The sequence below is a fragment of the Pseudobythopirellula maris genome, assembly GCF_007859945.1.
In the GTDB taxonomy this organism is placed as follows: domain Bacteria; phylum Planctomycetota; class Planctomycetia; order Pirellulales; family Lacipirellulaceae; genus Pseudobythopirellula; species Pseudobythopirellula maris.
The window spans coordinates 1584747-1603656 of record NZ_SJPQ01000001.1 but is presented as its reverse complement, the minus strand read 5'-3'; the positions used below and the strand labels follow the sequence as shown (position 1 = coordinate 1603656).

17 protein-coding genes are annotated in these 18910 nt (G+C 67.0%); 8 read left to right on the top strand and 9 right to left on the bottom strand.

Going from position 1 to position 18910, the window contains the following annotated elements:
• Positions 1 to 227: 227 nt before the first annotated feature.
• The gene (locus Mal64_RS05965) at positions 228 to 1487 is read left to right on the top strand and encodes an outer membrane protein assembly factor BamB family protein (RefSeq protein WP_197525492.1); all 1260 of its coding nucleotides are present in this window, start codon (positions 228 to 230) and stop codon (positions 1485 to 1487) included.
• Between the two features lie 52 nt (positions 1488 to 1539).
• On the opposite strand, the gene Mal64_RS05960 is transcribed toward Mal64_RS05965, so the two are convergent.
• From Mal64_RS05960 to Mal64_RS19690, 3 genes are all read right to left on the bottom strand, one after another.
• Positions 1540 to 2568, bottom strand: coding sequence for a hypothetical protein (locus Mal64_RS05960; protein ID WP_197525491.1), 1029 nt, complete (start codon positions 2566 to 2568; stop codon positions 1540 to 1542).
• Between the two features lie 448 nt (positions 2569 to 3016).
• Positions 3017 to 3445 carry a DUF2007 domain-containing protein gene (locus Mal64_RS05955; RefSeq protein ID WP_146398014.1) on the bottom strand — a complete coding sequence of 143 codons (429 nt, stop codon included), beginning with the start codon at positions 3443 to 3445 and terminating at the stop codon, positions 3017 to 3019.
• 10 nt (positions 3446 to 3455) lie between these two features.
• Entirely contained in the window at positions 3456 to 5480 is a 2025-nt protein-coding gene (locus Mal64_RS19690) for a sodium:solute symporter family transporter (protein ID WP_197525490.1), read from the bottom strand.
• 438 nt (positions 5481 to 5918) lie between these two features.
• Here Mal64_RS19690 and Mal64_RS05945 point away from each other — a divergent pair, with 438 nt between their 5' ends.
• The 4 genes from Mal64_RS05945 to Mal64_RS05930 all read left to right on the top strand — a co-directional run bounded on the left by Mal64_RS05945 (position 5919) and on the right by Mal64_RS05930 (position 9270).
• The gene (locus Mal64_RS05945) at positions 5919 to 7448 is read left to right on the top strand and encodes a Ppx/GppA phosphatase family protein (protein WP_197525489.1); all 1530 of its coding nucleotides are present in this window, start codon (positions 5919 to 5921) and stop codon (positions 7446 to 7448) included.
• Between the two features lie 20 nt (positions 7449 to 7468).
• Positions 7469 to 7906, top strand: coding sequence for a gamma-glutamylcyclotransferase family protein (locus Mal64_RS05940; protein WP_197525488.1), 438 nt, complete (start codon positions 7469 to 7471; stop codon positions 7904 to 7906).
• Entirely contained in the window at positions 7899 to 8477 is a 579-nt protein-coding gene (locus Mal64_RS05935; RefSeq protein WP_197525487.1) for a cupin domain-containing protein, read from the top strand. The genes Mal64_RS05940 and Mal64_RS05935 overlap by 8 nt, the downstream gene beginning before the upstream one ends.
• A gap of 103 nt (positions 8478 to 8580) precedes the next feature.
• Positions 8581 to 9270: a methyltransferase family protein gene (locus Mal64_RS05930; RefSeq protein WP_146398006.1), complete on the top strand. Its 690-nt coding sequence runs from the start codon at positions 8581 to 8583 to the stop codon at positions 9268 to 9270.
• 82 nt (positions 9271 to 9352) lie between these two features.
• Here the strand turns inward: Mal64_RS05930 and Mal64_RS05925 are convergent, their stop codons facing one another.
• Both Mal64_RS05925 and glmM read right to left on the bottom strand, forming a co-directional pair.
• Positions 9353 to 10213: a UbiA family prenyltransferase gene (locus tag Mal64_RS05925; RefSeq protein ID WP_146398004.1), complete on the bottom strand. Its 861-nt coding sequence runs from the start codon at positions 10211 to 10213 to the stop codon at positions 9353 to 9355.
• Complete coding sequence (gene glmM, locus Mal64_RS05920) at positions 10207 to 11553, bottom strand: phosphoglucosamine mutase (RefSeq protein WP_146398002.1); 1347 nt, start codon at positions 11551 to 11553, stop codon at positions 10207 to 10209. The genes Mal64_RS05925 and glmM overlap by 7 nt, the downstream gene beginning before the upstream one ends.
• Before the next feature lie 176 nt (positions 11554 to 11729).
• Here glmM and Mal64_RS05915 point away from each other — a divergent pair, with 176 nt between their 5' ends.
• Both Mal64_RS05915 and Mal64_RS05910 read left to right on the top strand, forming a co-directional pair.
• Positions 11730 to 12851, top strand: coding sequence for an FAD:protein FMN transferase (locus Mal64_RS05915; protein ID WP_197525486.1), 1122 nt, complete (start codon positions 11730 to 11732; stop codon positions 12849 to 12851).
• Positions 12852 to 13069: 218 nt separating this feature from the next.
• Positions 13070 to 13861 (top strand): DedA family protein, encoded by a 792-nt coding sequence (locus Mal64_RS05910; protein WP_197525485.1) that lies wholly within the window; start codon positions 13070 to 13072, stop codon positions 13859 to 13861.
• Positions 13862 to 13960: 99 nt separating this feature from the next.
• On the opposite strand, the gene Mal64_RS05905 is transcribed toward Mal64_RS05910, so the two are convergent.
• On the bottom strand, positions 13961 to 14524 hold the full coding sequence (locus Mal64_RS05905; protein WP_146397995.1) for a keratin-like protein: 564 nt from the start codon (positions 14522 to 14524) through the stop codon (positions 13961 to 13963).
• Between the two features lie 355 nt (positions 14525 to 14879).
• Positions 14880 to 15356 carry a response regulator gene (locus Mal64_RS05900; protein WP_146397993.1) on the bottom strand — a complete coding sequence of 159 codons (477 nt, stop codon included), beginning with the start codon at positions 15354 to 15356 and terminating at the stop codon, positions 14880 to 14882.
• Between the two features lie 380 nt (positions 15357 to 15736).
• Here Mal64_RS05900 and Mal64_RS05895 point away from each other — a divergent pair, with 380 nt between their 5' ends.
• A complete protein-coding gene (locus Mal64_RS05895; RefSeq protein WP_146397991.1) occupies positions 15737 to 16084 on the top strand; it encodes an Hpt domain-containing protein in 348 nt (115 codons plus the stop codon).
• A gap of 14 nt (positions 16085 to 16098) precedes the next feature.
• Here the strand turns inward: Mal64_RS05895 and serS are convergent, their stop codons facing one another.
• Together serS and Mal64_RS05885 are read right to left on the bottom strand one after the other, a co-directional pair.
• Positions 16099 to 17406: a serine--tRNA ligase gene (gene serS / locus Mal64_RS05890; RefSeq protein WP_146397989.1), complete on the bottom strand. Its 1308-nt coding sequence runs from the start codon at positions 17404 to 17406 to the stop codon at positions 16099 to 16101.
• 59 nt (positions 17407 to 17465) lie between these two features.
• Positions 17466 to 18863 (bottom strand): dipeptidase, encoded by a 1398-nt coding sequence (locus tag Mal64_RS05885; RefSeq protein WP_146397987.1) that lies wholly within the window; start codon positions 18861 to 18863, stop codon positions 17466 to 17468.
• Positions 18864 to 18910: the final 47 nt, after the last annotated feature.

Below are 18910 nucleotides of genomic sequence, written 5' to 3'. Positions count from 1 at the left end.
TCAAAATCAGCGGAGTAAATTGGCCGAGTGTGCCCAAGGTAACACATCGGCGCGGCGTTGGGGCGACGAGAGTTGCCCCCGCCAGACCGGGGTGGTTATCTTGCTTTCGGCGCCCGCATGGCGCCGCCTCCTCCGACGAAGCCCCTGTTGGCTTCCCCTTGCCGCTCGTTCCTCTTGCTCCGATTCGAGAAGCCATGGCCGCCCGCTCGCTCAGGCTCCCCACCCGATTGCTAACCTTCCCCCTCATGGCGTTGGTTCTAGGCCATGTTTCGAAGGCGCAGGCCGACGATTGGCCCCGCTTCCGCGGCCCCACCGGCCAGGGCGAGACGCCCGAGACCGGTCTGCCGATCCGCTGGAGCGAGACCGACAACGTGACTTGGAAAACGCCGATCAACGGCTCCGGGTGGTCGTCGCCCGTGGTGCACAGCGGCCGGGTGTTCGTCACCTCGACGACCGACGAGGGTCGCACCTGCCACGTCCACTGCGTCGACGCCGAGAGCGGCGCGTTGCTGTGGGACAAGGTCGTGTGCGAGCAAGAGCCCAAGCACAAGCGGTTGCAGAACTCCCACGCCACGCCGACGCCAGTGACCGACGGCGAGACGGTTTTCGCCGTCTTCAGCGCGGGCCGCGTGGTGGCGCTCGACTACCAGGGGGAAGAGCGGTGGAACGTTCAGGCGGTCGACTTTTACAGCCAGCACGGCCTCGGCGCCTCGCCGATTCTTTACGGCGACATGCTGATCATGCCGTTCGACGGCTCGAGCCCCGGTGACGACGCGAAGGTCGGCTTCAAGAAGCCGTGGGACGGCGCCGTGCTGATGGCCTTCAACAAGAACACGGGCAAAGTGCTGTGGCGCGGATCGCGTGGCATGTCGCGCCTGGGGCACGTCACGCCGCAGATCATCGAGCAGGGCGGCGCCGTGCGGATGGTCAGCGCGGCGGGCGACGTGGTGCAGGGCCACGACCCCGCGAGCGGCGAGCTCGTCTGGAGCATTTACAGCCAGGGCGAAGGCGTCACGCCCTCGATCGTCCGCGGCCCGGAGGGCGTGGTCTTCACCTGCTCCGGCTTCGAGGAGCCGACCATCCGCGCCGTCCGTCTCGGCGGCGAGGGCACGGTGACCGACTCGCACGTCGTGTGGGAGCAACGCAAGGGCGTGCCCGCGCTCTCGTCGCTCGTGTACGTGGCGCCGCACGTCTTCTCGGTGACCGACGCCGGCATCATACACTGCTTCGAGGCCGCCACGGGCGAGCTGGTCTGGAAGAAGCGGATCGGCGGCAAGCACTCGGCCTCGCCGATCGTGGCCGAGGGCCGCATCTACACGCTGTCGGAGACCGACGGCGAGACGGTCGTCATCGAGCCGGGCGACGAGTACCGCGAGATCGCCCGCAACCAGATAGGCGAGCTCTGCAAGGCGTCGATCGCCGTGGCGGACGGGTCGTTCTATATCCGTGGCGAGCACAGCCTGTTCCGCATCGACGCGCCGGAATAAGAAGTGTCGGACGTAACCCCCCTCCCCCTTCCGGAGAGGGGAATACGCGCGCTCACGGCGTCGAGAGGTCCGACCGGATCCGCAGCCCCACCTCGGGGTCGACCATCAAAGCGGTGGCCAGGTGCGTCATCTCGGCGCCGGCCGACAGGTAGCGCCGCACGTCGGCCGCGGTCGACACGCCCCCCACGCCGATCACACGCAGGTCGTAGCCCTGCCGCGCGGCGTGCCCGGCGAGCCGTTCGACCTGGCGGACCGAGGCTTCCAAGATCGCCGAGCCGCCGATGCCGCGCGGCTGGCCGCCGAAGGCGCCGCGCACCGTGGCGGCCACGCAGTTGGTCGTCGCCACGGCGTCGGCGTGCGGGGCGAGGGCGTCCATCAGCCGGCCCGGCGTGTCGTCGTCCTCAGCAAAGTGACCGATCTTGCAGACGAGCGGCAGCTCGCCGATCGCCGCGCGGGTGCGCTCGGCCACGAGCGTCGCGTGCCGGGGGTTCTGGTAGAGCTGCCCGTCGCACGACGTGACGTTGGGGCACGACAGATTGACCTCGATCGCGTCGGCGCCCGCCTCGGCTGCCATGCGAGCGCACTCGGCGTAGTCGTCGGCGACCTGTTCGATAGGCCAATCGGGCTCGGCCGAGGCGACGACCGAAACCGACAGCCGCACCCGCTTCGGCAGCCGCCGGCGGGTCGCCTGGACATCGGCTGTCCACACCTCGGGCGGCTTGGACGGCATGCCGAACGAGATCGCCCAGCTGCCCCCCATCTGCTCTGAGGCGGACAGGTCGGTCTCGCCCCCCGCCAAGGAGCCGGTTTGCACGGGCAACAGGTTCGGCGTGGGGTAGCAGGCCCGCTCGCGGCTCCGCACGGTCTTGTACGTCACGACGTCGAAGCCGAGCGTCGCGTAGTAAAGGCACCACGCCCCATTGAGCAGCGGCCCCGCCGCTACGCCGAGCGGCGACGCGACGCGCTGCCGGCAGAACGACCAAACGCCCGGCACCCCCGGCTCGCCGGTGGGGGCGTGCGTCGGCGGGTGGTCGTAGTTCCAGTCGTAGCTCTTCGAGATGTCGTAGCGCGGCAGCGGCATAAAGACCATTGTGCCCAATCACCGCCTGTAGGGAACGCCCTCCGCGGCGTTCCGGCCCTGGGTACACGCCCATCCGCCGAGGGACAGGGTGGCCGGGGTCGCAGCGAAGCTCCCGGAGAATCAAGGAAGCAGTCTCAACTTGCTGGCTGCTGGGGGCTACGCCTGCGGCTCCGATCCCAGCCACCCGTCGCGGTAGGGGCATAGAAACCATTGTGCCGATTCGACCCCTGTAGGGAACGCCCTCCGCGGCGTTCCGGCCCTGGGTACACGCCCATCCGCCGGGGGACAGGGTGGCCGGGGTCGCAGCGAAGCGAAGCCCCCGGAGAATCAAGGAAGCAGTCTCAACTTGCTGGCTGCTGGGGGCTACGCCTGCGGCTCCGACCCCAGCCACCCGCCGCCACCGAGGTGGTCCCTACAGTGCGTGGCTAAGCAGCCCGGTGGCGCCGCATCAGTCGTCTTCCGGCTCGCCGAAGTCCACGTCGGCCCAATCCAGCAGGCCGACATCGACGTGTGCTTTGCAGTACTGGCACAGCTGCGTGGTGCCGTCGAGCGAAGCAGGGAACATCGACAAGCGGCTGCACTCTTCGCACTGAGCACTGATGGTGGCGCCATCGGCGTGCTGCGGCGGGGAGGCTTCGGCCGCCTTCCGTTGGCGGTATTCGTTCAGAAGCTCCGCGGCGCGATTCTTGTGCTGCCGGCTGACCCACACTTGTGGATTCATGACCCGGGGCGCCCCGCTGATAAAACCGAAGACCTCCATCGAGGTGTCTTCGATGACCTGGGCGGGAACCCCCTTGGCCGACAGCAACTCGGCGACATGAGCCGCCTCAAAGTTGTCTGCGGCGTTGAACGCCGCGATCGGATCTTCAAGATTCATGGGGCCAACCTCACCAGAAAACCGCGTAGAGCACGAGCGTCAGCACCACCACGCCGATGCCGGCGAGCTTCGCCCCCGGCGAGCCGGTGACGTCCATCTCCTCGTTCACCGGCAGCTCGACCGGCTCCTTGAGCGGGAACAGCGCGGTCAGCACGGCCAGCACCGCCAGGATCACGCCGAAGCAGATCGCCATGCGGTTGAGGAACGCCATCTCCGAGTGATAGACCTTGAGGTACCCGTACAGGAACGGGTTGAGGGCCAATCCCACGGTGCCGACCATCCGCGGCGCCCGGTGCACGAGCAGGCCGAACAGGAAGATCGCCAGGATGCCGGGCGAGATGAAGCCCTGGAACTCTTGGACGTACTTGAACACGCCCCCCAACTCCGGCCCTTGAAGCATGGGCGCCAGGTACATCGCCACGCCGACGAACAGCACGATGAAGAACCGGCCAATCGCTACGAGCGACGCCTGCGAGGCGCCGGGCGCGATCTTGCGGTAGAGGTCCATCGTGGCGATCGTCGAGGCCGAGTTGAGCATCGAAGCGAGCGAGCTCACCACGGCGCCGAACATCGCCGCCAGCACAAAGCCCTTCAGGCCGTTCCCCTTGGGCAGCAGCTCACGGATCAGCGTGGGGAAGGCGTTGTCGTAGTCATGGTCGACCAAGGTCTCGACGGAGTACGACTCGGTGTCGCGGCCTGCCACCGCTGCCTGGGCGGCCGCAGTGGCGGCCAATCCCCCGGCGTCCTCGTCCGTAGCCACATCACCCAGGACCGAGCGGTTGTGATCGACAAACCGCTCGGCGGCGTCAGGGTAGAGTTCGGCGTAAGCCTCTTCAAAGCCGTAGACGGTCGGCTTGGCGGCCGCTTCGGTCGAGTCCAAGTAGCCCTGGATCCGGTCCAACAGATTGCCGTTGCGCTCGGCGTCGTCGGCCGGCTTCACCGCGTCGGGGAGCGTGGCGTAGAAATCGGGCGAGTTCTTGGCCACGACCAGCGCGTTACGGTTAATGGCGTCGGTCTGCAGGTCGCCGCTGAAGAGGTTGTACGCCAGGATGCCGGGGATCACGACAACGAACGGGATGATCAGCTTGAGGAACGCCGCGAACACCACGCCGCGTTGGCCCTCGGCCAAGGACTTCGAGCCGAGCGTCCGCTGCGTGATGTACTGGTTGAGGCCCCAGTAGAAGAAGTTGGGGATCCACAGGCCGACGACCAGCGCGGTCCAAGGAATCTCAGGGTCCTCGACGCCGCGGACCATGTGCAGCTTGCCCTCGGGAAGGTCCCCCTCGTTAAGTTTGACGAACCGCTCGATGGGCGACGCCTCGGCGATCTCCTCGACCGTCACTTCGGAACTGCGGGCGGTCTGGATCAGGTCGGCGGGGTCGGCGTTGTCGAGCGCGGCAAAGGCGCTCCAGGCGATGATCGCCCCGCCGATGACGAGCGCGGCGCCCTGGATCACGTCGGCCCAGGCGCACGCCTTCAGGCCGCCGGCGAACACGTAGATGGCGCCCAGCGTGCCGATCAGGTAGCAGCCGTGCGTCACGTTGCCGAACTCGATGCCGGCCCACTCCAGGCCCTGGAAGTTGGCCGTGATGACCTTGGCGCCGGAGAAGATGACCGTCACGGTCGGCACCAAGACCAGCACGAGCAGCGAGAAGACGGCCATCACGGTGCGGGCGAAGGCGTTGTAGCGGTACTCGAGGAACTCGGGGATCGTGTAGATGCCGCTCTTAAGGAACGTGGGCAAGAAGACGAAGGCTACGACGACCAGCGTGATGGCGGCCATCCACTCGTAGCTGGCGATCGCCATGCCGAGCCAGTTGGCCGCCGAGCCGCTCATGCCAACGAACTGTTCGGTGCTGATGTTGGCCGCGATCAGCGAGAAACCGACCAGCCACCAGGTCAATCCGCGGCCGGCAAGGAAGTAGTCGGCCGCCCCCTTCTCACCCTCGGACTTCTCATCTCTGCTCTTCCAGAGGCCGATGCCGATCACCGCCACGATGAAGCCGACGAACACTACGAGGTCGATAGCCGCCATGATTTTTTAGAAAGGAGGGGTGAGAGAGGAGAAGGGAGAAGGGAGAAGCCCCGGCGCCGCGGCGCTCGGTTGACGAGGCTCCGATTCTAACTGGCGATGGGAGGGGAAGTAAGCCGTTTGCCCGGAGGAGACCGCAGCGGGGCACGGGCGGAGCCAGCCGATCGTGCGGGTTGCAGCGAGAGGGCGGAGTGGCGCCTCGTTCGCACGGATCGAGAAGGCTGTGCGAGGCCGACAACGCGCTGCGGGAGTTAACGCCCGACATGCCGATATCGGCGTCGGAGACGCCTCCCACATTCGAACAGCTCTAGGCGTAAAAAACTGTGCTAGATTCGCCGCCTTGGCTTTACAGCCGGGGCGACGCTTCCGATCATGAGGCCGATGACAGACAGCGCACCAACACCGACCCTCGCTGGCCCGGCCGAACCCGAGAGGGCGCCCTTGGCCGAGGCCAAGATCGCCGCGATCGACATCGGCTCGAACAGCGTGCGGCTCGTGGTGGCCGAGTCGACGCCGAGCGGTTACCGGGTGATCGACGAGGAGCGAGAGAACACCCGGCTGGCGGCTTCGCTCGCCGCAACAGGTGAACTCGATCCCGATACGATGGCCGAGTCGCTCGGCGCGCTCAAGAACTTTGTCTCGATCGCCCGCGGCTACGGCGCCGAGCGGCTGCGGGCCATCGCCACTAGCGCGGTGCGTGACGCCGAGAACGGCGCCGAGTTCTGCGAGCGGGTGAAGGCCGAGACCGGTGTGACGGTCGAGGTGATCTCGGCCCGCGAGGAGGCGCGGCTGGCGTTCATGAGCGTGGCCCGTGCTTTTGACGTGGCCGGCAAGCAGGTGGCGATCGCCGACATCGGCGGCGGCAGCACCGAGATCGTCATGGCCTCGGCGGGGCTGGTCGACGAGGTCTACGCCACGCGGCTCGGCGCGGTGCGTTTGACCGAGCGGTGCAAGCTCGGCGAGGAGATGAGCAAGAAGGACCTCGACCGGGCCCGCAAGCAGATCGACCGCGACCTCGACAAGCAAGTGAAGAAGCCGCCGTTCGTTCCCTCGATGCTTTACGGCACGGGGGGGACGTTCACGGCGATGGCGTCGATGCTGCTCGCCCGCGAGGGCGCCGAAGAGCCAACCGTGCGCGGCTACCGCACCACTTTGGCCGAGGTCGACCACCTGGTGAGCGACCTGGCGAAGATGAAGCTCGAGGAGCGCGGCAAGATGACGGGCCTCAACCCGCGGCGGGCCGACATCATCGTCGCCGGCTTGCTGGTGATCGAGCAGATCATGCGGCGGCTGAACGTGAACGTGGTGCAGGTCCACACCGGCGGCGTGCGCGACGGCCTGCTGCTGGAGATGCTCCGCGAGCTCAGCTCGCCGAGCGAGGCGATCACCCCCGAACAGTCGCGTGCCGCCGTGGAGCGGCTTGCCGAGAACTGCGGCGTCGACCTGCCCCACGCCCGCCAAGCGGCGCGGCTGGCGGGCAAGCTGCACGCCGAGCTGGCCGAGCCTCTGGGGCTCGACCCCGCCGACCGCGAGCTGATCGAAACCGCGGCGATCTTGGCCAACGTGGGCTACCTGATCAACTTCGACAAGCACCACAAGCACAGTTATCAGCTGATCCGCAACAGCGACCTGCCCGGCTTCGAGCGACGTGAGCTGATGCTCGTGGCCTGCACGGCCCGCTACCACCGCGGCTCGCGCCCGAAGCAGAAGCACCGCGAGTACAAGCAGCTCAACGACGAGGACCAAGACCGCGTGGCCAAGATGGCCGCGATCTTGCGGCTCGCCCTGGCGCTCGACCGCACGCACCAGCAGCACGTGAACGACGTGCGTTGCAACGTGAAGGCGGGCGGCGTGGAAGTGACGGTCCGCTCGACCGGCGACGCCGAGGTCGACCTGTGGGCCGCAAGGCGGAAGGTCGACTTGTTCGAGCGGGTGTTCGGCCGGCCGGTTTACTTCGCCGCCGAAAAATAAGCCCCTCAAAGATGACCGCGATGCCGCCGACCCGCCTGTTCACGTACGGCACGCTGCAAGTGGCCGAGGTGTGGCGCGACGTGGTGGGCCGCGAGTTCCCGTCGTCACCGGCCGTAGCGCACGACTTGGCCACCTTCCGAGTCCATGGCGCCGGCTACCCCGGCGCCGTCATTGAGAAGGGCGCAACAACGCCGGGCGTCGTTTACTCGGGGCTCGACGCCGAGGCGCTCCGGCGGCTCGATCGGTTTGAGGGATCGCAATACCAACGCCTCGAGATCCGAGTCGAGAGCAACACGGGCGTGAGTCTCATGGCCGATGCGTACCTCATGGCGCCCGGGCGTGAGGGCGAGCTCACCACCGAGGCTTGGACGCTCGAACGGTTTGTCGCCAGCGGGGCGTTGGCCGCTTTTCAGGCCCGTTTCGGCGGGTTTTGCTGGATGGAGGATGGCAATGACTGACAAGTCACAGGCTCCCAACGACACTCCCATGACCGCCTCGGAGGTGATCGACCTGCTGGGGCTCGTCCCCTTGCCTGAGGAAGGGGGGTTTTACAACGAGACGTTCCGCTCGCCGATGGTGCTCGGCGCCGAGGGCCTGCCCGACGACTACGACGGGACCCGTAACGCCAGCACGACGATCTACTTCCTGATGACCCCCGAGGAGCACTCCGCCTGGCACATCTTGCCGAGCGACGAAGTGTTCCACCATTACACGGGTGACCCGGTAGCGATGCTACTCCTGCCGCCCGAAGGGGCAGCAACGCAGCTGCGGCTTGGCCCCGATCTGCGCGCGGGCGAGCGGCCGCAGGCGATTGTGCCGGGAAACACCTGGCAGGCTTGTCGGCTCGCCGACCGCGAGGCTGATACCCCCTCTCTCGGCTGGGCGCTGCTGGGCTGCAACGTGGCGCCGGGCTTCGATTTCAAAGATTTCCACGTTGCGACACCCCACGAGGTCGACGGACTCGCGGCGCGGTTCTCACAAGTTGCTGAAGAGGTGCGGCGCCTCGCGCCGCGGAATGATCCTCCGTAACAGCCGCCGAGGGCCGGCGTACGGGGTATCAGGCACGACAACACCCGCCGACCACTAGGGGATCGGCGTCACATCGTCACTCAGTGATTGGAGCGATACGCGCATGTACGCCAGACTCTACGGACCCTTCGCCCTGATGGGCCTCATGACGCTGATGGCGGCGTTCTTCATGGGCTTTCGTTACGACGCCGCCGCGCCGGCGGTCAACTACTTCTACAACTTGCTGCTGTACGGGGTGTTCTTCGCCGTGCACCTAGTGATGATGACGCCCACCTGCAAACGCCTGCTCTACGGCCGGCCGGAGGGCTCGCTCGGCGAACGACAGATCTACATCATGGTGACCGTGGTCACTTGGCTGGCGGTGTACGCCCTGCACTGGCCCGTGCCGGGGCCGGGGTTCGAGTCGCCCGAGTGGCTGCGGTTCCTCGGCTACTGCGCAATGCTGATCGGCGTGTTTGGCTTCTTCGAGTTCGCCAATTACGACGCACTCGCCCAGCTGCTCGGCATGCCGGGCGCCGAGCTGTCGCACACCGTGGGCGCCGAGACGCCGGTGATGACCGAGGGCGCTTACGCCAGCGTGCGGCACCCGATGTACCGGGCGGCTATTGGCACGGGGCTCGCCTCGCTTTTGGTCCACCCGCAGGCGGGGCAAGCGTTTTTCGGCGCGATGATCGGCGCCTCGTTCCTTGGCTTCATTCCACTGGAGGAAGCCCAGTTGATCCGCTCCCGCGGCGACGCCTACCGCGAGTACCAGCGGGCGACGCCTTGGCGCGTGATGCGCGGCGTGTGGTGAGAATCGGAATGACGAAGCAGGAATGATGAAAACCAGACTGTCGGCGTGACCGTCGGGCTCGTCGTTCGTCATTCGGATTTCGTTACTCTACAAAAACCGCCGCACGCCAAACCCAGTAGGCGCTCGCCACCGCGGCGATGTTCCAGGCGATGAACACCACGGCGAGTTGGCGGTCGCTGACCAGCCGTCCGCCGCGCAGCACGCGGTCGGCGGCGAAGCCGGCGCCCGCCAGGGCGAGGAACCAAGCGAGCGGCGCACAGTCGAACCACCGCCACACGACCATCGCCTCGACCAGCAGCAACGCGGCGGTCAGCAGCTTGGCCCCGGCGGCGCCGAGCCAAACGGCGGTGGTCTGCCGCCCTGCCGCGCGGTCGGGCTCGACGTCGGCGATCTGCCCCAGCAGGTGAGAGTGCATGGCGAACAGGGCGCCGAACAATTGTGCGGGCCAGGCGAGCAGCGGCGCCTCGTTGAGCCAACTGCTCAGCACGAACACCAGCAGGTAACCGGTTTGGTTCGCCAGGTCAAACAACGGTCTCGACTTGAGCCGTAGCGGGTGGTTGTTGTAGGCCCAATTCACGGCGCACGCGGCGGCGGCCCAGAGCAGAAACTTTGGCCCGATGAGCCACAGGAACAACGCCCAGAAAGGCGCCTGCACCAAGGCCATCTTCCGCGGCAAGTGGCGCCGCTCCTCGTCGCTCGGCCTGGCGCCGAACAGCAGGTTGCCCTTGCGTGGGTTGAGGCGGTCAGACGCTTCGTCGCCGAGGTCGTTCCAGCCGTAGAGCAGATGCCCGAGCGGCGCCGTGGCGTAGATCGCCCCCAGCCAGAATGCCGGCTGGGCGAGCACGTCGCGTCCGCCTAGCGGCAGCAGGTAGAACCAAAGGTGCGTGATCCAGAAGCCGGGCCGCGAGACCCGAACCGTGTCGGCCAGCCGCCCGCCTAGCACTGCCCGGCTACCTCGGCGGCCGCCTCACAGAGCGCCGCGGCGGCCGCAGCCTCGGGCGCCTCGGCGATGAGCCGCACGATCGGCTCGGTGTTGCTCGCGCGCACGAGCAGCCAGCGGCGGTCGGGCCAGTCGAGCCTGAGGCCGTCCATCCGGTCGGCCGTGGCGTCGGCGAAGTGCTTTTCCAAGGCGTCGAGCAGGGCGGGCACTTTCTCGGGCGCCACCGTGGCCTTGGCCTTGTGGATGGCGTATTGCGGCAACTCGTCGGCAAGCTCGGCGACGGTTTTCTTCCGCGACGCCATCGCGTCCAAGACCATCGCCATGCCGACGAAGCTGTCACGCACCAAACAGACGGCGGGGTGGATCACGCCGCCGGCGCCCTCGCCCCCCAGCACGGCGCCGCCGGCGAGCATCGCGTCGACGACGTTCGCCTCGCCAACGGCCGATCGGATGAAAGCCACGCCGTACTTCTTGGCCAGGTCCTGCGTCACGCGGCTGCTGGAGCAGTTCGACACGATCGGCCCCGGCTGCTGGCGGAGTTGATGGTCAACACACAGAGCGAGCGTGAGCTCCTCGCCGAGATAGCGGCCCGCCGAGTCGACGATCGCCAGCCGGTCGGCGTCGGGGTCTTGGCAGAAGCCGGCGTCAAAGCCGCCCGCGGCGATCTGCTTCGAGACGCCCGCGAGGTTCGTCTCGGTCGGTTCGGGCAAGTGAGCGAAGGCGCCGTCGGGCTCGGCGCCGAGCACGGTCACGTCGCAGCCGAGCCGCTCGAGGAGCGGCGCCCCGACGACGGCGCCAGAGCCGTGGTTCGCGTCGAGCAGCACGCGGAACTTGGCGGCGCGGATGCGATCGGCGTCGACGATCTTCTCGACCAGCTCGAGGTGCGCGGTGGTCGTGTCGTCCAGGCAGTCGGCCACGCCGATCCGGTCGTGGGCTCGCCACTCGATCTTGCCGGCTAAGTAGCGGTCTTTCACGGCTTGGCCGTCGCCCGCCGGCAAGATGCGGCCGTCGCCGCCGAAGAGCTTGATGCCGTTGTACTCGGCCGGATTGTGGCTGGCCGAGATCTGCACGCCGCCGACGCAGCCCTCGCTGCGCACCAACACGCCCGCGGTGGGAGTGGCGGCGACGCCCCCCTCCAGCGCGTCGCGGCCGGCGGCGACGATCGCCGAGCGGATGGCGTCGGCCAGCATGGCGCCGGTCGCGCGGCCGTCGCGGGTGATGAGCACCCGGCCAGCGGGCAGGCCTTGCACAAAAGCCGCCGTGTAGCGGGCCGCCAGGTCGGGCGTGAGTGAGCTGCCCACGACGCCTCGCAGTCCGGAGACGCTGATGATCGGTTGCTGCATGCGGAGGGGCTTGGCTTTGAGTATAAGGGGCTTCAGGAGGAAGGCTCAGAATGAGGTAGCACGCAGTATACGGCTGCGGCTGGTCTCCGACGACCGTGGGTAGTCGGCTAAGGAAAATCAATTCTTCTGACCTCGGGCCTCCGACCTCTCGCCTCACTTCGTTTAGAATGGAGCCTATGTCCAAGAGCGTACACTCACGACGTGATTTTCTGCGCGGCAAGGCGGCGGCCGGCGCGATCGCGGACGTTGTGGAGAACACGCTCGACGCCGTTCTGCCCGCCGAGTCCCCCCGGCCGCTGGCCGCGGCGTCGCCCTCCGACGCGCCGACCGGGTTGGTGCGCATCTACCACCGGCGAGCGATGGCGTGTGACTTCGAGCTGCGGGTGCGCGACGACCGCTCGCGCGACCTCGACCGCCCCGCGATCGCAGCGCTCGACCTTGTCGACCAAGTCGAAGACAGGCTGACCGTCTACCGCGACCACGGGGCGACGGTCGAGATGAACCGCGCGGCGGCCGCCGCGCCGGTTGTCGTGGACGACGATCTGTTCCGCCTGTTGGAGCTCTGCGATCGGCTTTACCAGATCACCGGCGGGGCGTTCGACCCCACGAGCGGGCCGCTCTCCCGAGTGTGGGGTTTCCACCGCCGCGAGGGACGCCTGCCCGACGGGGGCGAGATCGCCCAGGCGCTCGCGACGGTCGGGTGGGACCAGGTTGCGCTCGACCCCAAGGCACGAACCGTTCACTTCGGCGCCGAAGGCGTGGAGATCAACTTCAACAGCATCGGCAAGGGCTGGGCGCTCGACCGGGTGGGGGAAGGCCTCGCCGAGCGCGGCGTCGACGACTTCTTGATGCATGGCGGCCGCAGCACGCTGCTCGCTCACAACCCTTCTAAAGACGCCCCGCAGGCCCACGGCTGGTGGGTCGCCTTGCCGAACCCGCTGCGTCCCGGCGAGCGGCTCGCGCAGGTTGGGCTGGCTGGCGAGGCGTTTAGCACGAGTGGTTCGGCGACACAGTTTTTCGAGCACGAGGGGCGGCGTTTCGGCCACTTGATCGACCCCCGCACCGGATGGCCGGCCGAGGGGCTGCTGAGCGCCTCGGCGCTGGCGCCCACGGCGGCTGAGGCCGACGCCCTGTCGACCGCTTTCTACGTGATGGGCGCCGAGGCGACAGCCTCTTTCTGCGACGCGAACCCGCAATACGGCGCCCTGCTAGTGGAGCCAAGCGACACGGCGGGTGGGGCGGCACTCAGCGTGTTCAACCTGCCTGAAGACCGCTGGCGCCCCGAAAAGCCAGATTGAGCAGCGACCATTCCCTGCGTGCTGTTATACGCATGAATCCTTGTTCAGTTCTCAACCTGGTTCGGACGTGCGGGCGTCGGGATGTGGCGCCCGGTAGGTGAAACCGTGGCCCCTAGGTATACTTCTGCATTGGCGTCTTTGGGGCTGGCGGAGCCCCGCAGCCACGCCCCCCCGCCTCGATCGGAACCGGCCCCCTAGGAAACAGGGCGCCGCCAGCTGTGCTCGACTCCCTGTTTGGTCACCTCGGTTACCTCGGCATTGTCGCGTTCCTCGCGCTCTGTGGGTGCGGCATCCCCGTGCCGGAAGAGGCGCCGCTCGTGCTCGCCGGTGTGCTCAGCTCGAACGGCACGCTGAACCCGACCCTGGCGTTCGGCTCGTGCCTGCTGGGCGCCTTGCTGGGCGACTCGGTGATGTACGGCTTGGGGCGCCACTTTGGACACGAGTGGCTGACTAAGCACCCGAGCGTTTCGCGGTTTATCAACGCCGAGAAGGAAGAGAAGCTCGAGCACGTCGTGCAGCGGCACGGTTTTAAGGTGGTCGTGCTCACTCGGTTCCTGATCGGCGTGCGCGGCCCGGTCTACTACGCCGCCGGGGCCGCCAAGGTGCCCTACCTGCGGTTCCTGCTCTGGGACTTGGTGGCGGCCTCGATCGTGGTGAGCGCCGTTTTCGGTTTGTCATACTACTACGGCGAACGGATCGCCGAGCTGGTGGGCGACGCCGAGCGGGCCGCCACGCTGGTTGTTCTGCTGGTCCTGCTGGTGGGCGGCTTCTTCTTGTACCGAGCTCACCAGCGACGCATGGACGCGACCCTCGAGAAGTACGCCGACGAGGACGAGGAGTCCGAAACAAGCGACGCGGCCGCCGAGGCCCAGCCCGGCGTGGTCGCCGCTCACTCCGAGGGCACGCAAGAAAGCCAAGATTCTTCTTCCAACGAAGCGCCGTCTAACGAAGCTCAGCCTAGCGGCGCCCCGTCGAGCGGAGCCCCGTCGAGCAAGGCTTCGGTCACCTAGAGCGGCGCGCAAAAAAAAAGCCGCCGCCCCTTCAGCAAGGGGCGACGGCTTGCGTCTTCAACGGCCGTGCTTGAGGGCGTCGGCCGTTTGGTTTTCAACTCAGCAGCCGCAACCGCAAGCGGGGGCGGCACAGCTCGGCTCGCAGCCGCACGACGGCTCGGCGACGCAGCAGCTGGGCTCGCAGCAGCGGTTCCGGTGGAACAGCCCCTTGAGGCCGCTCAGCAGACCGCAACGACGCGGGGCGCAGCACGGGTCGCAGCAGTCGGTCTCGCAACCGCACGAAGGCTCGGCGACGCAGCAGCTTGGCTCCGGAGCGCAGCAAGACGGCTCGGGGGCGCAGCAGCTCGGCTCGCAGCAAGCGGGCTCGCAGCAACGGTTGCGATGGAACAGCCCCTTGAGGCCGCTCAGCAGGCCGCAACGACGGGGAGCGCAGCAGGGGTCGCAGCAATCGGCCTCACAGCCGCACGAGGGCTCAGCGACGCAGCAGCTCGGCTCGGGAGCGCAGCACGACGGCTCGGCGCAACCACACGAGGGCTCAGCGACGCAGCAGCTCGGCTCGCAGCAACCACCCTTGAACATGCCAAAGCCGAAGGCGTTGGCGTCGGCCGCGCCCAGCGCAACAGCGCCCAGACAGAACGCCGACAAAGCGAAACGAAGGTTCATCACGGGACTCCTAACGAAAACGAAACGGGAGGGGGGGAAACACAGGGGCATCCACCAGCGGTTAAGACGTCGCCCCGGTTGGTGAAGGGGCCGGCATCGGAACCGCATGCAGCGGAAGGGTCGATTTCTCTTCCACACTCTGTATCGACGACCCTTGCTTCCCACTTTCACGAGACAACCCAGTTTCCCCGTTCGTTTCGGTCGCCCGGGCCGGTGGCGCCGGTCGTTACGGTTGCGCCCTCAGGGGGACCGTAGCGCACGTCCGTTCTCAGCCGCAGCGCTGTGGCCCGCGCAGCGGTCGCCGGAGACGGCGACCCGAAGAAGAACTCGCCCGCCGGCGAGAACGCGACAAACCTCAGGAGATCTCGATTGCTTCGATCTCTTCGCCCGCGGCTCCACTGCACTCTTCGCGGCGGCGCTGTGTCAGGTCGCGCATCGCGTGCCACCAGCGATCGCAGCGTCGCTTCGAATCGGCGACCGCTTCTAAGAGCGGCTCGGGGTCGCTGAGCGGCTTGAAGAAGCACGCCTCGGCGCCCTCCTGCATCGACTCGAGGACCGTTGTCACACTCACCAGGCTGGTGAGCATGATCACCTGGATCCCCGCGTCGAGGCTCTTGATCTCCGACAGGAGATGCATGCCCGATTTCTGCGGCATGTCGATGTCCAGCAGAACGATGCGGAACTGGCCGCGCTCGATCGTGGCGATCGCATCGAGCGGGTTGTTGAGCGACTCGACACGATAACCCGCGTCGCCAAGATACTTGGCCACGAGGGCCGTCATGTCAGGCGAGTCGTCAACGTGGAGGATCGCGTTCCCGTTTGTCGGCAGCATCTCGAGGTTATCCGGTGGGCGGCGTGGTGGTATCGCGTCCGAATGGGGCGACGCGATGTCCAGCGGTTAGTAGCGGAATCAGCATGAAAACCTTGGTTCCAAAGAGCGCCACGTCAAAGGGGATTGCCGAATTGCAGACAGCCGAAACAGGTGAGAAGCCCCCTGGCAGGATGGACACCAGCCCTACGATCGTTTCGACCCGCACACCTCGCATGGGGATGGCATTCCACTTTCGTACGGCCGCAAACTCGACCGCCCCAGAGGCTTTCCGAGATGTCTCTCCCGAGGCCTGTTGAATACTTCATTCCAACTGCGCGTCAGAACGCGTATGAGATGAACGCCCCCGCTTCATCCGCCAGCCCGGACCCGACCTTATAGCCATGAGCCTTCCCGCGGAAATCCCGATCTTGGCCGACCCCGGCATGCGTGAGTTGGTCGACGGCTTCGTCATGACCTTCGAGAGCAAGTCGCTGCAGCTCGAACGGCTGCTGGTCCACCAGGACTACCCCGAGATCAAGCGCCTGTCACACCAGATCAAAGGGGCGGGCGGGAGCTACGGCTTCACGGGGCTCACGGCCCCCGCCGCACAAGTCGAGCGGCTGTGCGATTCCGTCACCGATAGCGACGAATCGCAAGCGGCTGTGGCCGTGGAAGCGGCGGTCACCGTGCTGCAAGAGAAGTTGCTCCATGCGGCCGCCGCCTGGAACGTGTCGGCGTCTTCGGCCTAACCGGCGGAGCGCGTTCAGGCCTCGACCGGTTCGTCGGCCTCTTCGGGAACGCCGATCCGCTCTTTGCCGATCCACGGCCTGAGCGCCTCGGGAACGAGGATCGATCCGTCGGCTTGCTGGCAGTTCTCGAGGATCGCGATCAGCGCCCGGCTGATGGCCACCGCCGTGCCGTTGAGGGTGTGGACGAAGTTCGTCCCCTTCTCGCCCTTGGTCTTGTAGCGGATGTCGAGCCGCCGCGCCTGGTAGTCGGTGCAGTTGCTGGTGCTCGTCACCTCGCCGTACTCGCCGTGCTCGCCGCGACCGGGCATCCACGCCTCGAGGTCGAACTTGCGATAGGCCGGACCGCCCAGGTCGCCCGTGGCGATGTCGAGCACCCGGAACGGGAGCCCGAGCCCGTTGAAGATCTCGCACTCCAGGTCGAGGAACATGTTGAGCGTGTCCTCGCTCTGGTCGGGCGTGGTGAAGGCGAACATCTCGACCTTGGTGAACTGGTGCACCCGGTAGAGGCCGCGCGACGCCCGGCCGGCCGAGCCCGCCTCGGTGCGGAAGCAGTGGCTCACGCCGCAGAGCTTGATCGGCAGGTCTTCCTCGTCGATGACCTGGCCGGCCATCATGCCGCCGAGCGTGATCTCGGCCGTCGCCACGAGGTTCAGGTCGAAGTTCTCGACGCTGTAGATCTGGGTCTCCGGACCGCGCGGGATGAAGCCGACGCCCTGCAGGATCTCGCCGCGGGCGAGGTCGGGCGTGGTCATCGGGGTGAAGCCCTCGCGGATGAGCGTCTGCATGGCGTACTGCTGCAGCGCGAGCTCCAGCATCGCCGCTTCGTTCTTTAGGAAGTAGAACCCGTTGCCCGCGATCCGCGCTCCCGCCTCGAAGTCGATCAGGTCGTGCTGCTCGGCCAGCTCCACGTGGTCGGAGACCGGGAAGCCCATCCGCCGGACCTCGATCTCGCCCTTGCGCAACTCGCGGCTGGAGTCTTCGCCGCCAACGGGTGACTCGGGGTGGGTGAGGTTCGGCATGCGGCGGTGCAGCGCGTCGGCCTCGGCGGAGATGCGCTCGATCTCCGACGCCTTGGCGTCCTTCTCGTCGCGCAGGCTGCGGCCCTCTTCCTTGCGCTGCTCACGCTCGGCCTCGTCCTTGGCTTTGCCGATCGACTTGCTCACCTCGTTCGCTTGACGCGAGAGGTCTTCGATCTCCTGTTGCAAGCCGCGCCGCTTGGTCTCGAGCTCCACGAAGCGGGGCACGTCGACCTTCACCCCGCGACGCTCGCAGTTGGACTGAACCAGTTCGGCGTTCTCGAGTACGAATCGCTTGTCTAGCATGTTATGGATGCGGATTGCGGAGTGCGGATTGCGGGGTCAGAGCTGGGAAGTGGAGCGACTCAGGTCGCTCCGCATTCCGCACTCCGGATCCCGCATTCAGAGAGTTGTTGCCACAGGGCCGCGCTGGAGCGGATGCCGCGGTGGAAATCGCCGAGGTTGAACTTCTCGTTCGGGCTGTGGGTGTTGTCGTCGTCCAGGCCCCATCCTAGCAAGAGCACCTCGCAATTCAGTTCCTTGGCGAACCGATTCACGATCGGGATCGAGCCCCCCTCACGGATAAAGACCGGCCGGCTGCCGAAACCGTGCTCGATCGCCGTGGCGGCCGCCTCCATCGCGGGGCTCTCGAGCGGGAAGACCACGCCCGGAGCCCCGTGGAAATCGATCAATTCCATTTCGATTCCGGGCGGCAGCAGCGGCTCGAACAGCTGGCGGAGGCCCGCGGTCACTTTCGCGGGGTCTTGGTCCGGCACCAGGCGGAAGCTGAATTTGGCGCCCGCTTTGGCCGGCAACACCGTCTTGGCGCCCTCGCCCTGGTAGCCGCTCCACAGGCCGTTGATGTCGCAGGTCGGCCGCGCCCAACGCCGCTCGAGCGTCGAATAGCCCGCCTCGCCCGTGAGCCCATCGACGCCGAGCTGCTTCTTAAACTTCGCCTCGTCGAACGGCAGGCCGGCAAACTCCTCCCGCTCACGCTCGGTCAGCTCGGCAACGTCGTCGTAAAAGCCGGGGACCTGAATGCGGCCCTCGCCGTCGACCAAAGCGGCCAGCAGCTTGGCGAGCGTGTTGGCCGGGTTCGTCACCCCGCCGCCGAACGTGCCGCTGTGCAGGTCTTGCTTCGGGCCCTGCAGACGGACCTCGTAGTAGGCGATGCCGCGCAATCCGTAAGTCACCGCCGGCACGCCGGGGGCGAACTGCGAGCTGTCGCTGATCACCACACAATCGCAGGCGAGCTTGTCTTGGTTCTCGGCGACATACTTCTCGAGGTTCTCGCTGCCGACCTCTTCCTCGCCCTCGATCAAGATCTTCAGCTGCAGCGGCAGCTCGCCCTCGACCTCGAGCACCGCCAGGGTGCTCAGCAGGTGGGTGAGCATCTGCCCTTTGTCGTCGGTGGCGCCGCGGGCGTAGACGGCGCCGTTGCGCACGGTGGGCTCGAACGGCGGCGTGAGCCACTCGTCCAAGGGGTCGGGCGGCTGCACGTCGTAATGGCCGTAAATCAGCACAACCGGCTTGCCCTCAACGGCGGGCGACTCGGCGTAAACCAGCGGGTGACCGGCCGTGGGGATCGTCTCGACCTGGAGCTGGGTCCCCTCAGACAAGAGGGCGGCGACCCAATCGGCCGCCCGCTGCACGTCGCCCGCGTGGGCCGAATCGGCGCTGACGCTCGCGATGCGGAGCAGCTCCATGAGCCGCTCTTCGTGTCGCGAGGCGTTTTCTTCGAGGTGAGAGTCCAGTTGACTCATAGCGGTTGCAGTCGGTTGCTAGTGTCGAGCGGTGAGAGCTGGCGAAT

Bases quoted from the DNA above. Each gene is read 5' to 3' on its own strand.
- Mal64_RS05960 (WP_197525491.1), bottom strand. From the start codon at position 2,568: ATGCCGCTGCCGCGCTACGACATCTCGAAGAGCTACGACTGGAACTAC.
- Mal64_RS05955 (WP_146398014.1), bottom strand. From the start codon at position 3,445: ATGAATCTTGAAGATCCGATCGCGGCGTTCAACGCCGCAGACAACTTT.
- Mal64_RS19690 (WP_197525490.1), bottom strand. From the start codon at position 5,480: ATGGCGGCTATCGACCTCGTAGTGTTCGTCGGCTTCATCGTGGCGGTG.
- Mal64_RS05940 (WP_197525488.1), top strand. From the start codon at position 7,469: ATGCCGCCGACCCGCCTGTTCACGTACGGCACGCTGCAAGTGGCCGAG.
- Mal64_RS05935 (WP_197525487.1), top strand. From the start codon at position 7,899: ATGACTGACAAGTCACAGGCTCCCAACGACACTCCCATGACCGCCTCG.
- Mal64_RS05930 (WP_146398006.1), top strand. From the start codon at position 8,581: ATGTACGCCAGACTCTACGGACCCTTCGCCCTGATGGGCCTCATGACG.
- glmM (WP_146398002.1), bottom strand. From the start codon at position 11,553: ATGCAGCAACCGATCATCAGCGTCTCCGGACTGCGAGGCGTCGTGGGC.
- Mal64_RS05915 (WP_197525486.1), top strand. From the start codon at position 11,730: ATGTCCAAGAGCGTACACTCACGACGTGATTTTCTGCGCGGCAAGGCG.
- Mal64_RS05905 (WP_146397995.1), bottom strand. From the start codon at position 14,524: ATGAACCTTCGTTTCGCTTTGTCGGCGTTCTGTCTGGGCGCTGTTGCG.
- Mal64_RS05900 (WP_146397993.1), bottom strand. From the start codon at position 15,356: ATGCTGCCGACAAACGGGAACGCGATCCTCCACGTTGACGACTCGCCT.
- Mal64_RS05895 (WP_146397991.1), top strand. From the start codon at position 15,737: ATGAGCCTTCCCGCGGAAATCCCGATCTTGGCCGACCCCGGCATGCGT.
- serS (WP_146397989.1), bottom strand. From the start codon at position 17,406: ATGCTAGACAAGCGATTCGTACTCGAGAACGCCGAACTGGTTCAGTCC.
- Mal64_RS05885 (WP_146397987.1), bottom strand. From the start codon at position 18,863: ATGAGTCAACTGGACTCTCACCTCGAAGAAAACGCCTCGCGACACGAA.